This window comes from Rhodococcus sp. Z13_19A (assembly GCF_058133575.1).
Map to the genome: position 1 here is coordinate 39,240 of NZ_JBYUNN010000002.1, position 13,798 is coordinate 53,037.

General features: G+C 72.3%; 12 protein-coding genes. 9 read left to right on the forward strand and 3 right to left on the reverse strand.

The genetic code is table 11. The annotated features are described in order from the left end of the window. Window positions 1-13 precede the first annotated feature (13 nt). The 5 genes from AC3YNX_RS06885 to AC3YNX_RS06905 are packed head-to-tail and all read left to right on the forward strand — an operon-like array spanning window position 14 to window position 4,172. Window positions 14-772 (forward strand): thiazole synthase, encoded by a 759-nt coding sequence (locus AC3YNX_RS06885; protein WP_489984054.1) that lies wholly within the window; start codon window positions 14-16, stop codon window positions 770-772. Further along, window positions 769-1,587: a bifunctional hydroxymethylpyrimidine kinase/phosphomethylpyrimidine kinase gene (thiD, locus tag AC3YNX_RS06890; RefSeq protein WP_489995005.1), complete on the forward strand. Its 819-nt coding sequence runs from the start codon at window positions 769-771 to the stop codon at window positions 1,585-1,587. The genes AC3YNX_RS06885 and thiD overlap by 4 nt, the downstream gene beginning before the upstream one ends. A 7-nt stretch (window positions 1,588-1,594) precedes the next feature. Beyond that, window positions 1,595-2,929 (forward strand): purine-cytosine permease family protein, encoded by a 1,335-nt coding sequence (locus tag AC3YNX_RS06895; protein ID WP_489995006.1) that lies wholly within the window; start codon window positions 1,595-1,597, stop codon window positions 2,927-2,929. Continuing rightward, window positions 2,926-3,534 carry a TenA family protein gene (locus AC3YNX_RS06900; protein ID WP_489995007.1) on the forward strand — a complete coding sequence of 203 codons (609 nt, stop codon included), beginning with the start codon at window positions 2,926-2,928 and terminating at the stop codon, window positions 3,532-3,534. The genes AC3YNX_RS06895 and AC3YNX_RS06900 overlap by 4 nt, the downstream gene beginning before the upstream one ends. Beyond that, a complete protein-coding gene (locus AC3YNX_RS06905; RefSeq protein ID WP_489995008.1) occupies window positions 3,531-4,172 on the forward strand; it encodes a TenA family protein in 642 nt (213 codons plus the stop codon). The genes AC3YNX_RS06900 and AC3YNX_RS06905 overlap by 4 nt, the downstream gene beginning before the upstream one ends. A gap of 21 nt (window positions 4,173-4,193) precedes the next feature. Here the strand turns inward: AC3YNX_RS06905 and AC3YNX_RS06910 are convergent, their stop codons facing one another. The 3 genes from AC3YNX_RS06910 to AC3YNX_RS06920 all read right to left on the reverse strand — a co-directional run bounded on the left by AC3YNX_RS06910 (window position 4,194) and on the right by AC3YNX_RS06920 (window position 9,246). After that, window positions 4,194-6,134, reverse strand: a complete 1,941-nt coding sequence (locus AC3YNX_RS06910; RefSeq protein WP_164860552.1) for an ABC transporter ATP-binding protein — start codon at window positions 6,132-6,134, stop codon at window positions 4,194-4,196. After that, a complete protein-coding gene (locus AC3YNX_RS06915; RefSeq protein WP_489983514.1) occupies window positions 6,131-7,864 on the reverse strand; it encodes an ABC transporter ATP-binding protein in 1,734 nt (577 codons plus the stop codon). The genes AC3YNX_RS06910 and AC3YNX_RS06915 overlap by 4 nt, the downstream gene beginning before the upstream one ends. 143 nt (window positions 7,865-8,007) lie before the next feature. Then, window positions 8,008-9,246 carry a TetR/AcrR family transcriptional regulator gene (locus AC3YNX_RS06920; protein ID WP_489995009.1) on the reverse strand — a complete coding sequence of 413 codons (1,239 nt, stop codon included), beginning with the start codon at window positions 9,244-9,246 and terminating at the stop codon, window positions 8,008-8,010. Window positions 9,247-9,596: 350 nt separating this feature from the next. Here AC3YNX_RS06920 and AC3YNX_RS06925 point away from each other — a divergent pair, with 350 nt between their 5' ends. From AC3YNX_RS06925 to AC3YNX_RS06940, 4 genes are all read left to right on the forward strand, one after another. Further along, window positions 9,597-10,403: an enoyl-CoA hydratase gene (locus AC3YNX_RS06925; RefSeq protein ID WP_489995010.1), complete on the forward strand. Its 807-nt coding sequence runs from the start codon at window positions 9,597-9,599 to the stop codon at window positions 10,401-10,403. Between the two features lie 174 nt (window positions 10,404-10,577). Beyond that, window positions 10,578-12,200 carry a fatty-acid--CoA ligase FadD5 gene (gene fadD5 / locus AC3YNX_RS06930; RefSeq protein WP_489995011.1) on the forward strand — a complete coding sequence of 541 codons (1,623 nt, stop codon included), beginning with the start codon at window positions 10,578-10,580 and terminating at the stop codon, window positions 12,198-12,200. Between the two features lie 489 nt (window positions 12,201-12,689). After that, on the forward strand, window positions 12,690-13,199 hold the full coding sequence (locus tag AC3YNX_RS06935) for an NAD(P)H-dependent oxidoreductase (protein ID WP_489995012.1): 510 nt from the start codon (window positions 12,690-12,692) through the stop codon (window positions 13,197-13,199). Next, window positions 13,196-13,693: a flavin reductase family protein gene (locus AC3YNX_RS06940; RefSeq protein ID WP_127781942.1), complete on the forward strand. Its 498-nt coding sequence runs from the start codon at window positions 13,196-13,198 to the stop codon at window positions 13,691-13,693. Before AC3YNX_RS06935 ends, AC3YNX_RS06940 begins: the two co-directional genes overlap by 4 nt. The last annotated feature ends 105 nt before the right edge of the window (window positions 13,694-13,798 follow it).

The window sequence follows — 13,798 nt, forward strand, 5'->3', positions numbered from 1 at the left end:
GGCTGACACCGGGCTGCGCATCGCCGACCGCACCTACCGGTCCCGGCTGATCATGGGCACCGGCGGTGCGGCCAACCAGTCGGTGCTGGAGCGGGCGCTGCTCGCCTCCGGCACCGAGCTGACCACGGTGGCCATGCGCCGCGTCGACGCCGCCGGCGGCAGCGGCGTGCTGGAGCTGCTGCGACGCAACAACATCGACGTGCTCCCCAACACTGCTGGCTGCCGTGGCTCGGCGGAGGCGGTGCTCACCGCCCAGCTCGGCCGCGAGGCGCTGGAGACCAGCTGGGTGAAGCTGGAGGTGGTGGCCGACGAGCGCACGCTGCTGCCCGACGCGGTGGAGCTGCTCGACGCCGCCGAGCGGCTGGTGGACGACGGCTTCACCGTGCTGCCCTACACCACCGACGACCCGGTGCTGGCCCGCCGGCTGCAGGACGTGGGGTGTGCCGCCGTCATGCCGCTGGGCTCGCCCATCGGCACCGGCCTGGGCATCGCCAACCCCCACAACATCGAGATGATCGTGGACGCCGCCGAGGTTCCGGTGATCCTGGACGCGGGCATCGGCACCGCCAGCGACGCTGCGCTCGCCATGGAGCTGGGCTGCGACGCGGTGCTGCTGGCCACCGCGGTCACCCGGGCCCAGCACCCGGAGCTGATGGCGCAGGCCATGGCCGCGGCCGTCATCGCCGGCCACGCCGCCCGCCGGGCGGGTCGCATCCCGCGCCGCTTCTGGGCGCAGGCGTCCTCACCCACCCTGCCGGGGAAGGACGCATGAGCCAGGCCGTGCCGCCGCCCAACGTGCTCAGCATCGCCGGCACCGACCCCAGCGGCGGCGCGGGCATCCAGGCCGACCTCAAGGCGTTCTCCGCGCTCGGGGCCTACGGCACCACGGTGATCACCTCGCTGGTCGCGCAGAACACCCACGGCGTGCACTCGGTGCACCAGCCGCCCGCGGCCTTCATCACCGACCAGCTGGACAACCTCCTCGCCGACGTGCGGATCGCCGCGACCAAGACCGGCATGCTCGGCACCGCCGAGGTGGTGGAGGTGGTGGTCGACGGCCTGCGTCGGCACGCGCACGGCTACCTGGTGGTCGACCCGGTGATGGTGTCCACCAGCGGCCACCGGCTGCTGGCCGCCGACGCGGTGCACGCGGTGCGCACCCAGCTGCTGCCGCTGGCCGACCTGATCACCCCCAACCTGCCCGAGGCTGCCGACCTGCTCGGCGAGGACGAGGCCACCGACGAGGCGACCATGCTCGAGCAGCTGCACCGGCTCGGCGAGCTGGGCCCGGCAGTGCTGCTCAAGGGCGGCCACCTCGACGGCGACGACAGCGTGGACCTGCTGCTGCTCGACGGCGAGGTCACCCGGCTGTCGGCCCCCCGGGTGCACACCCGCAACACCCACGGCAGCGGCTGCACCCTGTCCGCGGCCATCACCGCCCTGCGCCCGCAGCGCCCGGACTGGTCCAGCACGGTCACCGAGGCCAAGGAGTACCTCTCCGCGGCCTTCCACGCCGCCGACCGGCTGGACGTGGGCACCGGCCACGGCCCCCAGCACCACTTCCACGCCTGGTGGCCGACCCCGTGACCGGCCCGTGACCGGCACCGAGACCAACGCCGAGCCCGCCGCCACGCTCACCGCCACGCCGGTGCGCACCCTCGGGCTGCGCTCACAGCTGGGCCTGTGGGGCAACCTGGGCATCTCCCTGCTGCTGCCCGTCGCCGCCACCTACATCGTCCTCAGCGGACAGTCCCTGCTCGCCACCCTGCTGGCGGTGGTGGTGGGAGCGGTCATCGGCAGCACCCTGCTCGGCCTGGCCGCCGCCGCGGGTGCACGCACCGGCGCCCCGGCGATGGTGCTCATGCGCGGCCTGCTGGGCACCCGGCTGTCCAGCCTGCCCACCGCGGCCAACCTGGTGCAGTGCGTGGGCTGGGCGACCTTCGAGATCTTCGTGATCGCCGAGGTGGCCACCCAGCTCACCGACGGCCCGCGCTGGGTGTTCGTGCTCGTCGGCGGAGTGCTGGCCACGGTGATGGCGCTCCACCCGCTGGGCGTGGTGCACCTGCTGGCCCGCTACGCGGTGTGGGCGGCGGTCGCCTCGACCGCGTACCTGCTGGTGCAGGTGCTGCGCGAGCCACTGCCCGGTCTCACCGAGGGCGGCTTCGGCGGCTTCTGGCTCAGCGTCGACCTGGTGATCGCGCTGCCGGTGTCCTGGGTGCCGCTGGCCGCGGACTACGCCCGGCACTCCCGCTCGGCCACGGCGTCGTTCCTCGGGGCCAGCGTCGGCTACGGCACCGCCACCATCCTGTTCTTCGCCCTCGGCGTGCTGGCCGTCAAGGTCTACGGCGTCACCGGCTTCGACGTGGTGGCCCAGCTGCTGCTGCTGCCGGTGGCCGTGGTCGCGGTGCTCATCCTGGTGCTCGACGAGCTGGACGAGGCCTTCGCCAACCTGTACTCCACGGCCGTCAGCGCGCAGAACCTGCGACCGGGCTGGGACCGTCGCCACCTGGTGCTGGGGGTGGGGGCGCTGGCCACCGTGCTGGCGCTCACGGTGGACGCCACCGGCTACGAGCCCTTCCTGTTCCTGCTCGGCGCCGTGTTCGTCCCGCTGACCGCCACCTTTCTGGTCGCCTACTACCTGCTGGCCCGCCACTCCCGCGCCGGGTGGAACGTCTCCGCCGGTGCCCCCGCGCGGTGGGAGATGCTGCTGCCCTGGGCTGCCGGATTCGTGGCCTACCAGCTGGTGGCGCCCACCGCGCTCACCGGCTGGGCGCAGGGCTGGACCAGCTGGTGGACCGCCCGCCAGGCCGACGTCGGGCTCTCCGGCAGCGGCTGGTCGGCCTCGCTGGTGTCACTGGCCGTGGCCGGTGGGCTCACCGTGGCGGTGGGGCTGGTGTCGCAGCGCGTGCGCCGGACGGTGCGGGAATGAGCACGCTGTCGCAGCGCCTGTACCGGCTGGGGGAGCCGCTGCTGCAGCAGCAGCTGGCGCACCCCACGGTGGTCGGCATCGGCAGCGGTGACCTGGACCGCGACGAGTTCGGCCGCTGGCTGGAGCAGGACTACCTCTACCTGCTCGACTACGTGCGGGTGTTCAGCCGGCTGGCCTGGCAGGCGCCGGAGGAGCACCTGGGGGAGCTGGTGGACCTGGCGCACAGCACCTGGCACCAGGAGCTGGACCTGCACCGCGCGCTGGCCGCACCCTTCGGCGCGCAGCTGGACACCGCCACCAAGAGCCCGCAGTGCGCGGCGTACACGGGCTTCCTGCTCAGCTCGGCCGCCGACTACGGCACCGGCCTGGCCGCGCTGCTGCCCTGCATGTGGGGCTACTCCCAGCTCGGACAGCGCCTGGCCCAGCACCCGCCGGCGGACCCGCAGTACCGGCAGTGGGTGGACACCTACGCCGACCCCGGGTTCGCGGAGCTGGCCCGCCGGTGCGGGCAGATGCTGGACGAGGCCGATCCCGACCCGGTCCGTGCCGAGGCGGCGTTCCTGCAGGCGATGCGCCACGAGCTCGACTTCTGGGACGCCCGGTGAGCGCCGCCCCCGCCGCCAGCACCAGCACCGCCGAGCAGCTGGTGGCCGGTCAGGCTCAGCTGTGGCACGATTGCCTGACCCACCCGTTCGTGCTGGCCACCGCGGAGGACTCGCTGCCCCCCGGCGCCTTCGACCGCTGGCTGCTGGCCGACCACCACTTCGTGGTGCAGTTCCGCCGCTTCCTGGCCGGGGTGCTCGCCCAGGCTCCGGACGAGCCCGCCCGGGACGTGCTCGCCGGCGGCATCACCGCCCTCACCCCGGAGCTGGCGCTGTTCCGGGAGCAGCTGGCCGAGCGCGGGCTGGCGCCGCACACCTACCGGCCCACGGGGGCCGCGCTGGCCTACACGTCCTTCCTGCTGGCCAGCCTGGCCGACGGTTACGGCGTGGCCGCCGCGGTGCTCTACGGGGTGGAGAAGGCGTACTTCGACGCCTGGACCGCGGTGCGCGAGCGGGCGGCGCTGACCAGCTCGCCCTACCGCGGGTTCATCGACAACTGGTCGGCCCCGGCCTTCGGTGCCTACGCCGACGACCTCGGCGCCCTGCTGGGCCAGGGCGCCCCGACACCGCAGCAAGAGCAGGCCTTCGCCCAGGTGGTCAGCTTCGAGCTGGCCTTCTGGGACGAGGTGCACACCGGGTAGACCGGTCTGGTCGACCCAGGCTCAGTCCACCTCGGCGACCGCCTGGGCGAACTGCGCGGCATACAGCTGCGCGTAGGCGCCGTCGGCGGCCAGCAGCTCGGTGTGCGTGCCCTGCTCCACGATGCTGCCGGACTCCATCACCAGGATGACGTCGGCGTCGCGGATGGTGGACAGCCGGTGGGCGATGACGAAGCTGGTGCGGCCCTGGCGCAGCGAGCTCATGGCCCGCTGGATGAGCACCTCGGTGCGGGTGTCCACCGAGCTGGTCGCCTCGTCCAGGATCAGGATGGTCGGCTGCACCAGGAAGGCCCGGGCGATGGTGATCAGCTGCTTCTCGCCCACGCTGACGCTGGAGCCCTCCTCGTCCAGCACCGTCTCGTAGCCCAGCGGCAGCGCCCGCACGAAGCGGTCCACGTGGGTGGCCTCCGCAGCCGCCTCCACCTGCGCTCGGGTGGCACCGGGCACGCCGTAGGCGATGTTGTCGGCGATGGTGCCGCCGAAGAGCCAGGCGTCCTGCAGCACCATGCCGGTGCACGCGCGCAGCTCCTCGCGGGCCATGGCGGCGATGTCCACCCCGTCCAGGGTGATCCGACCACCGGTCACCTCGTAGAAGCGCATCAGCAGGTTCACCAGCGTGGTCTTGCCGGCCCCGGTCGGGCCCACGATGGCCACCGTCTGGCCCGGCTGCACGGTGAGGGAGAGGTGCTCGATCAGCGGGGTCTGCGGGTCGTAGCGGAAGGAGACGTCCTGGAAGGCCACCCGCCCGTGCAGCTCGGCGGGGCGCTGCGGCAGCTTCGGGTCGGGCTCCTGCTCCGCGGCGTCGAGCAGGGCGAAGACCCGCTCGGCCGAGGCGACGCCGGACTGCAGCAGGTTGGCCATGCTGGCCACCTGCGTGATGGGCTGGCTGAACTGGCGGGAGTACTGGATGAAGGCCTGCACGTCGCCCAGCGACAGCGCACCCGTGGCCACCCGCAGCCCGCCGACCACGGCCACCAGCACGTAGCTGAGGTTGCCGATGAAGGTCATCGCCGGCTGGATGGTGCCGGAGATGAACTGGGCCTTGAAGCTGGCCTGGTACAGCGCGTCGTCGTGCTCGTCGAAGGTGGCGATGGCCTGGTCCTGACGGCCGAAGACCTTGACCAGGGCGTGGCCGGTGTACATCTCCTCCACGTGCGCGTTGAGCCGGCCGGTGCTGGCCCACTGCTTGACGAACTGCGGCTGGGCCCGCTTGCCGATCATGGTGGCCACCACCACCGACACCGGGACGGTGATCACCGCGATCAGCGCCAGCAGCGGCGAGATCACCAGCATCATCACCAGCACCCCGATGATGCTGAGCAGCGAGCTGACGATCTGGCTCAGCGTCTGCTGCAGCGACTGGGCGATGTTGTCCACGTCGTTGGTCACCCGGCTGAGCAGCTCCCCGCGCGGGTGGCGGTCGAAGTAGCTCAGCGGCAGCCGGGACAGCTTGTGCTCGGCGTCCTCGCGCAACCGGTAGACGCTGCCCTGCACCACGGTGGCGGTGATCCGGCCCTGCAGCAGGCTCAGCAGCGAGGCGCCCAGGTAGACGGCCACGGCGAGCAGCAGCACCCGGCCCATGGCGTGGAAGTCGATGCCCTGGCCGGGCACCACGTCCATCCGCGCCACGATGTCGGCGAGGTTGCCCTCGCCGTCGGAGCGCAGCCGCTGGACCGCCTGGTCGGTGCTGGTGCCCTCCGGGATGGAGCGGCCGAGGATGCCGGCGAAGATCAGGTCGGTGGCCCAGCCCAGGATCAGCGGACCCAGCACGGTGAGGCCCACGCTTCCCGCCGCCAGCAGCAGCGACACCAGCACCAGCGCCCGCTGCGGTCGCAGGGTGGACAGCAGCCGCAGGCCGGAGCCACGGAAGTTCATCGCCTTCTCCACCGGCGCGCCCATGCCGGGGCCCGGTCCGGGGCCGCGGCGTGGTCCAGGGTGGCTCATGCCGCCTCCTCCGCGGTGAGCTGGGACAGCACGATCTCCTGGTAGACGCCGTTGTCGGCCATCAGCTCCTCGTGCGTGCCCGAGCCGACCACCCGGCCGGCGTCGAGCACCACGATGCGGTCGGCGCCGCGAATGGTGCTCACCCGCTGCGCCACGATCACCACCGTGGCGTCGGCCGTCTCCTGCACCAGCGCGGCGCGCAGCGCGGCGTCGGTGGCGTAGTCCAGCGCGGAGAAGGAGTCGTCGAAGAGGTAGATCTCCGGGCGGTGGGCCAGGGCGCGGGCGATGGCCAGCCGCTGGCGCTGCCCGCCGGAGAGGTTGGAGCCGCCCTGGGCGACCCGCGAGTCCAGCCCGTCGGCCAGCTGGGCCACGAAGTCGCTGGCCTGGGCCACCCGCAGGGCGTGCCAGAGCTCGTCGTCGGTGGCGTCGGGGTTGCCGTAGCGCAGGTTGGAGGCGACCGTGCCGCTGAACAGGTACGGCTTCTGCGGCACCAGGCCGATGGCGGTGGACAGCGTGGGGCCGTCCAGCTCGCGCACGTCCACCCCGTCCACCAGGACCGCTCCCGCGGTGGCGTCCATCAGCCGGGCCACCAGGTTGACCAGCGTGGTCTTGCCGCTGCCGGTGGCCCCGATGATCGCGGTGGTCTCCCCGGGTCCGGTGCGCAGGGTGATGCCCTGCAGCACCGGCTGCTCCGCACCCGGCAGCCGGTACTCCACGTCGCGCAGCTCCAGGTGGCCGCGCTGCAGCCCGCGGGTGACCGGGCGGGTGGGCAGCACGACGCTGGAGGCGGTGTCCAGGACCTCGCGCAGCCGCTCGGCGCAGACCTCCGCGCGCGGCACCATCATGAACATGAAGGTCGCCATCATCACGGCCATCAGGATCTGCATCAGGTAGGTGAGGAAGGCGGTGAGCGCGCCGATCTCCATGGCGCCGCTGTCGATGCGGTGCCCGCCGAACCAGAGGACGGCCACGCTGAAGACGTTCATCACCAGCATCACCAGCGGGAACATGTACGCCATCAGCCGCCCCACCCGGAGCGAGACGTCGTAGAGCTCGCCGTTGACCTCGGCGAAGCGCTCCTGCTCGGCGCGGTCGCGGACGAACGCCCGGATCACCCGCACCCCGGTGATCTGCTCGCGCAGCACCTGGTTGGTGGTGTCGATGCGGTCCTGCACCACCCGGAACAGCGGTCGCAGCCGGGAGACGATGATGGTGACGATGACGCCGAGCAGCGGTACGGCGAGGACGAGCAGGCCGGACAGCGGCACGTCCTGCTCCAGGGCCAGCAGGATCCCGCCCACGCACATGATCGGCGCGGTGACCATCAGCGTGAACGTCATCAGGGCCAGCATCTGCACCTGCTGCACGTCGTTGGTGGTGCGGGTGATCAGCGACGGCGCCCCGAAGCGGCCCATCTCCCGCGCGGAGAAGGTGAGCACCCGGCGGAACACCGCCGAGCGCAGGTCGCGGCCCACCGCCATCGCGGTGCGCGCCCCGAGGTACACCGCGGCCACCGCGCAGGCGATCTGCACCAGGGTGACCGCCAGCATCCAGCCGCCGATGCGGACGATGTAGCCGGTGTCGCCGAGGACCACGCCGTTGTTGATGATGTCGGCGTTGAGGCTGGGCAGGTACAGGGTGGCCAGCGTCTGCAGCAGCTGCAGCGCCACCACCCAGCTGATGTCGCGACGGTAGGGCGCCAGGGTGGAACGCAGGAGCTGGATCAACAAGGTGGGGCCACGCCGCTCTCGTCCGGGCCCGTCGCTCGTGGCGGGTCGACCCCTCGATTGAACCACCCGCCCGTGCGGGGGCTCCCACCCCTTTTCCCTGCGGGCACCCGCGGCGGTCGTGGTGGCTGCACGGGTCAGGTGGATCAGGACGAGCGGGAGGCCGGCCGGCCCAGCATCGTCGTGAGCATCAGCTGCTCGACCCGGTGGTGCGCCTCGGCGGTGGGGGAGAAGCGCAGGAGGCGACCGACGTCGAGCACCAGGCCGAAGGCGGCGTGCACCAGGAAGCGGGCCTGGGCCGCAGCCAGGTCCGGGCGCACCTCGGCGAGCAGGTGCACCCACTCCTCGACGTTGAGCCGCTGCATCGTGCGCAGCGTCGCGCGCTGGTCGGCGGGCAGGTTGCCGATCTCGGCGAAGTACACCGACATCAGCTCGCTCTGCGCGAAGGAGAGCTCCACGTAGACCTCGACCAGCCGGGCCAGCCCCTCCTCCGGACTCCGCGAGGCCGCCAGCGACGAGGTGATCGCCTGGGTGAGCCTTTCCGAGGCGCGGTGGAAGGCGGTGGCCAGCAGGTCGCTCTTGCTGGCGAAGTGCCGGTACACCCCGGAGGCGTTCATCCCCGCGGCGGCGCCGATCTCCTCGATGCTCACCTCGTGGTAGCCCCGGCGGTGGAACAGCGCCACCGACTCCTGCAGCAGCACCTCGCGCTTGGACGTCACCGCCAGCCCCGCCCGTGCCGGCGGGGCCTCGACGCCCGGCTCGCTGGGCAGCTCGCAGCGCAGCACCGACCAGCAGGCCTGCAGCAGCAGCGCCCGCGCCCGGTCCGTGGAGAGGGTGCCGCGGTGCGCGGTGGTGCTGGCGATCACGCTGAGCGCCGCCACGCCGAGAACGTGGGCGTCCCGGGCGGTCAGCTCCGGGCGCAGCTGGCTCAACGGGTCCACCAGCCGACGACTGACGCGAGTGATCTTCTCCCTCAGCCGCGCGCGGTCCGCCGGCCGCAGGTACCGGCCCTCCCAGCGGTAGAGCCCACCGGTGCGCCGGTTGTCCAGGGTGGTGGCGATGATGGCCAGCAGCGCGTGGCGCAGCTGCTCCTCGGCGTCCTCGGCCGGTTGCTCCGCTGCCTCGTCAGTCGCAGCCACGAGGGCGTCGGCCAGGGTCATGGCGGCGTGCCGGAACAGTGCGTACTTGTTGGGGAAGTGCCGGTAGAGGGCCGGCCCGGAGATCCCCAGCCGGGACGCGATGTCGGCCACGCCGACCGCGTGGTAGCCGTTCTCGCTGAACGCCTCGGCCGCCGTCGCGGCGATCTGGGCCTTGCGGTTCTTCGGCCGCCGGCGGACCGGAGCCACGTCCGCTGGCGGCGCGCCGGTCGCTGGCTCACTGGTCACGGGACTCCCCGGTGCGGGTCGGGAGCACGGGGCGCGGGCGCGCTCGGTGCGGGTCGAGCAGGCGGCACGGTGCGGCGATGTTACCCGAGGCTGCACCTGCTGGTTCCGACGTCGGAGCTCCCCGCAGCTGGGCGGGGGGCGCGAGCGTGCACCACGAGCACCCTGTCCGCCCGGTGTTGACAACAGCGTGCGTTGCGAGGATGTTAACCGCCATTCTGACGTCGTGAGCAAAGGACGATTCATGGGGCGCTCCGAGATCCCGTTCGACTCCGCGGGCGGTTCGGCGTGCTGAGCACCCGGTGCGCGCAGGGGTTCAGGGTGTGCCGCCCCGAGGTGCAGGGCGCGCTGACGTGGGTCGGCCGCGCGTGAGCGGGCTGCTGGTGAGCCGGGAGGGCGGCGTCCTGCGGCTGACCATCGACCGGCCGGAGCGGATGAACGCCCTGGACGGGCCCACCGCCCTGGCGCTCGCCGACGCCCTGACCAAGGACGCCGTCCAGCCCGACGTGCGGGTGGTGGTCATCGCCGGCACCGGCGGCGCGTTCTGCACCGGTGCGGACGTGCTGGCCATCGCCAGCGCCGAGCCCCCGGCCGACCAGGCGGAGGCGGACGCCCGCGCCCAGCAGACGATGGACACCGCCAACCGGCTGGTGCGGGCCATCATCGAGCTGCCGCTGCCGGTCGTCGCGGCGGTCAACGGCCCCGCGGCCGGGCTCGGGGTGTCGCTGGCGCTGGCCTGCGACCTGGTCTACGCGGCCGAGGAGGCCTACTTCCTGCTGGCCTTCGCCAACGTCGGGCTGATGCCCGACGGCGGCGCCAGCCTGCTGGTGCCGGCAGCGCTCGGCCGGGCGCGGGCCAACGCGATGGCGCTGCTGGCCGAGCCGATGACGGCCGAGCACGCCTGCGCGACGGGACTGATCAACGAGGTGCTCCCGGCGGCGGAGCTGGCTGAGCGGGTGGACAAGGTGGCCCGCCGCCTGGCGCGCGGGCCACGGCGTGCCCTCGAGCTCACCAAGCGCGCCCTCACCGCGTCCACCCTGGCGCTGCTGGAGGACGCGCTGGAGCGGGAGTCGGTGGGGCAGCGGGAGCTGCTGGGGTCCCCGGACTTCGCCGAGGGCATCGCCGCGGTGCTCGAGCACCGGCGCACTCGGTTCGCCTGAGCGAGCAGCGGCAAACTTCAGCACGTCTCGCGGCGAAGGATCACGCTTCGTGCGAAGAATCATGGTTAACAAGAGCGGACGCCCGGTGGTCATGGTTGTGTAATACTCGTCACAATCACGGCCGGGTGCGGGCTCGCTCTCGCGCCGGTCAGCTCTGGTGAGAGGAACCCCTCGATGACTGTCTCCGCCGACCCCACTGCCGACCTCACTGCCGACCCCGCTGCTGATCTCACCGCCGAGCCGCTGCGGTCGCGGCGCAGCAACTGGAACAACCAGGTCCGCCGGCACGCCCTGATGAACCCGGCTGCGGTGGCGCTGCGCTTCGAGGGTGCCGCCACCAGCTGGAGCGAGCTCGACGGCCGGGTCACCGCCTTCGCCGACGCGCTCAGCCGCCGCGGCGTGGGCTTCGGCGACCGGGTGCTCATCGTGATGCTGAACCGCCCCGAGTACCTCGAGGTGGTGCTGGCCACCAACCTGCTCGGGGCCATCGCGGTGCCGGTCAACTTCCGGATGACCCCACCGGAGATCGCCTTCCTGGTGCAGGACAGCGGTGCCCGGGCCGTCGTCGCCGACGCCCTGCTGGCCCCGCTGGTGGCCAAGGTCCGCGAGCAGGTGAGCGAGCTGGAGGTCAGCATCACCGTCGGTGGCCCCGCCGAGGGCGACGTGCTCGGCTACGAGCAGCTGCTCACCGAGACCGGTGCGCAGCACGCCCCGGTGGACGTCCCGGACGACACCCCAGCGCTGATCATGTACACCTCCGGCACCACCGGCCGGCCCAAGGGTGCGGTGCTCACCCACGCCAACCTGCAGGCCCAGGCCTTCACCTGCATCCGGGCCCTGCAGATGCACGGCACCGACGAGGTCGGCTTCTGCGCCGCGCCGATGTTCCACATCGCCGCGCTGGGCAGCCTGGCGCCGTCGCTGCTGCTGGGGGTGCCCACCGTGGTGCACCCGACGGGCGCGTTCGACCCGGGTCAGCTGCTGGACGTGCTGGAGGCCGAGGGCGTGACCACGCTGTTCCTGGTGCCGGTGCAGTGGCAGGCGGTGTGTGCCGAGCAGGCGGCCCGGCCCAGGCAGCTGCAGCTGCGGGTGATCTCCTGGGGCGCGGCCCCGGCCTCGGACACGGTGCTGCGAGCGATGGCGGAGACCTTCCCGGAGGCGCTCAACGTCGCGGTGTTCGGCCAGACCGAGATGTCGCCGATCACCTGCGTGCTCGACGGCGAGGACGCGCTGCGCAAGCTGGGCTCGGTGGGCCGGGTCATCCCCACCATCCAGGCCCGGGTGGTGGACGACGAGATGAACGACGTCCGCCCCGGCGAGGTCGGCGAGATCGTCTACCGCGGCCCCACGCTCATGCAGGGCTACTGGCAGAACCCGCAGGGCACCGCGGATGCGTTCCACGGCGGCTGGTTCCACTCCGGCGACGTGGTGCGCCAGGACGAGGAGGGCTTCGTCTTCGTCGTCGACCGCAAGAAGGACATGATCATCTCCGGCGGGGAGAACGTCTACTGCGCCGAGGTGGAGAACGTGCTCTACGAGCACCCGCAGATCGCCGAGGTCGCCGTCATCGGCCGACCCGACGAGCGCTGGGGCGAGGTCCCGGTGGCGGTGGCCGCGGTCACCGGCGGTGAGCTGACCATCGCCGAGCTCTGCGCGTGGCTGGACACCCGGCTGGCGCGCTTCAAGCACCCCAAGGACCTGGTGGTGGTGGACGCGCTGCCGCGCAACGCCAGCGGCAAGGTCGTCAAGGGGGAGCTGCGCTCGGCCTATCCGAAGGTGGGAGCCGGCTCGGTCTGACCCGGACAGGGCTGCCCAGGTCAGTCCAGCGCAGGTCGGTCCAGCGCAGCCTGGCGGCGGGCCAGGCGACCGATCCCCGGGACGAACCGGCCGACCCGGGCCACGTACTCGGCACAGGCGCTGCCGTGCACAGCCAGCAGGTACGGCTCCTCGACGACCCGGACCTGCAGCTGGCAGGGCCACGAGGAGCAGCACCGGCCCGGCCACGGCGACGACGTTCGGGGTGAGCAGCACCAGGCCGAGCCCGGTCAGGCTCATGGCGGTGAAGATGGGGTTGCGCGCCACGGCGAACGTGCCGGTGACCACGGGATCGGTGCGCTCACTCGCGTCGACGCCGATGCGCCGAGTGATCGCCGCCACAAGAGGGTGGTTCGGGCGCCGGCGAAACACTCCGGCCACTCGCCGGTAGCAATCCGGCCATCAGCGTGGCGTTCAGTGCGCTGAGCAACACTGGCAGGTACACCGACACACGCAGCGCGGAGGACGAACATGAAGGTAGTGGTGGTCGCGGGCAACCCGAAGCCGGGCTCACGCACGCTCGAGGCGGCAACCATGGTGGCCAGCGCGCTCACCGGCGAGGAGCCCGCCGAGGTCATCGACGTCATCACCCTGGGGCCGGGTCTGCTCGGCTGGGGTGACGCCGGGGTGCAGGCGGCGGTGGCGACCGTGCAGGCGGCGGATCTGGTGGTGGTGGCCAGCCCGACGTTCAAGGCGACCTACACCGGGGTGCTCAAGCTCTTCCTCGACCAGTTCGCCACCGGCGACGGGCTGCGGGGCGTGGTGGTGGTCCCGCTGATGCTCGGGGCCGGACCCACGCACGCGATGGCGCCGGACCTGTTCCTCAAGCACGTGCTGGTCGAGCTGGGGGCCACTGCGCCGGCACCGGGACTGTTCCTGCTTGACTCGACGTACAGCAGCGATACTCGAGTCGCCGACTACGCGGCCCGGTGGGGAGCTGTGCTCACCGCCGCCGCCAGCTCACGAACGGAGACTTCATGACCACCCCCAGCACCTTCGACCAGGGCGAGCTGCGCAACGCCTTCGGACAGTTCCCCAGCGGCGTGGTGGCGGTGTGCGCCGAGATCGACGGCACCCCCGTGGGCATGGCCGCCAGCAGCTTCGTCGCGGTGTCCCTGGAGCCGCCGCTGGTGGCCTTCTGCGTGCAGAACACCTCGTCCACCTGGCCGCGGCTGCGGGCCTGTCAGCGCATCGGCATCAGCGTGCTGGGGGAGGCCCACGACGGCGCCGCCCGCACCCTGGCCGCCAAGACCGGCGACCGCTTCGCCGGGCTCACCCTGCGCACCAGCGACGACGGTGCGGTGTTCATCGAGGGCGCGACCACGTGGCTGGACACCACCGTCACCGAGGAGGTCCCCGCTGGTGACCACGCCATCGTGCTGATGGCGGTCAACTCCTTCGAGGTGCTGCAGGACGTGGCGCCGATCGTCTTCCACGGCAGCAAGTTCCGCAAGCTCGCCGCCGACGCGGGCTAGCCGCTGGCCCCGGCACCTCAGCGTGTCGGGGCGGTGGCGGTGAACGCATGGCTTCCTCCCTGACTCCTCGGAGCAACACCGAGGAAACCTTGCCCTCCTAGGTTC

What these genes read in the sequence shown, in the direction of transcription:
- thiD (WP_489995005.1), top strand. Translation starts at nt 769, where the DNA reads ATGAGCCAGGCCGTGCCGCCGCCCAACGTGCTCAGCATCGCCGGCACC.
- AC3YNX_RS06900 (WP_489995007.1), top strand. Translation starts at nt 2,926, where the DNA reads ATGAGCACGCTGTCGCAGCGCCTGTACCGGCTGGGGGAGCCGCTGCTG.
- AC3YNX_RS06910 (WP_164860552.1), bottom strand. Translation starts at nt 6,134, where the DNA reads ATGAGCCACCCTGGACCACGCCGCGGCCCCGGACCGGGCCCCGGCATG.
- fadD5 (WP_489995011.1), top strand. Translation starts at nt 10,578, where the DNA reads ATGACTGTCTCCGCCGACCCCACTGCCGACCTCACTGCCGACCCCGCT.
- AC3YNX_RS06935 (WP_489995012.1), top strand. Translation starts at nt 12,690, where the DNA reads ATGAAGGTAGTGGTGGTCGCGGGCAACCCGAAGCCGGGCTCACGCACG.
- AC3YNX_RS06940 (WP_127781942.1), top strand. Translation starts at nt 13,196, where the DNA reads ATGACCACCCCCAGCACCTTCGACCAGGGCGAGCTGCGCAACGCCTTC.